The organism is Oleiphilus sp. HI0080, assembly GCF_001635135.1.
The window spans coordinates 1-837 of record NZ_LWFU01001071.1 but is presented as its reverse complement, the minus strand read 5'-3'; the positions used below and the strand labels follow the sequence as shown (position 1 = coordinate 837).

Below are 837 nucleotides of genomic sequence, written 5' to 3'. Positions count from 1 at the left end.
AACGATGCGCCTTTTTTGCTCATTAATGGCGATGTCTATTTTGAAGAAGATTTAAGCCCTTGGCTGGATCATGCTCTCCATGCGCACCGCCAAGTGCAGGCAAACCTGTTGCTCTGCCAAAACCCCTGTCACAATCCTTCCGGCGATTTCGACATCCACGGGATGGATCACACTGGCTGTGCGCGCCTATCAATCAAAGCTGACCAAGCTGATAGTGCACATAACGCACGCACGTATAGCGGAATCGGCTTGTACCGCCCGAGTGTGTTTACCCAATTGCCACCCGGCCCGGCACCGCTTGGCCCCATCCTAAGACAGCTCGCGCAACAAGGCGGTCTTTACGGCTCAGAAATGCGTGCATTCTGGCTCGATGTTGGCACACCAGAACGACTCAACCAACTTGATCAACGCCTACGTCACGACAAAGACACGCAAAGCCAACTAACATAGCGGATTTATACGTTAGCCAACCATCTTAGGCGCAATAATTGCTTCTTTCACAATATCGCTGTTTTTGTGTCAGAAATTTGTACTACCTTAGGAGCAACCTATGTGGCTAAGCATCCTCGGCATCGCAACGCTTTTGTTGTTATCGTGCCTCCTTATCGTCATTAATCACTCTTGGGCATCGCTCAAAGCATTACCCGCAACCCTAAAACGTGACTTAAAAGAGCCCGAATCAAACGAGCAGAGCATCATCGTTCAAGTCGTCGGTTTCTCAAAACTATGGTTTCGTAAACAGTTTGCGCTCATCGATAAAGAACTTGCGACGATGGATAAAAGCCTCGTGCGCACAGGCCTGATCGCCGCGCGAGAAGAGTACTCTGAAGAAGATGC

Annotated in this window: 1 protein-coding gene and 1 pseudogene; both read left to right on the top strand. The window is 49.7% G+C overall.

Annotated features, from left to right (window positions below):
- Positions 1–450 (top strand): annotated as a pseudogene (locus A3751_RS23205) (hypothetical protein); the annotation flags it as partial.
- A 100-nt stretch (positions 451–550) separates the two neighbouring features.
- The coding region (locus A3751_RS19840; protein ID WP_156492662.1) for a hypothetical protein at positions 551–837 on the top strand (287 nt) is incomplete at its 3' end.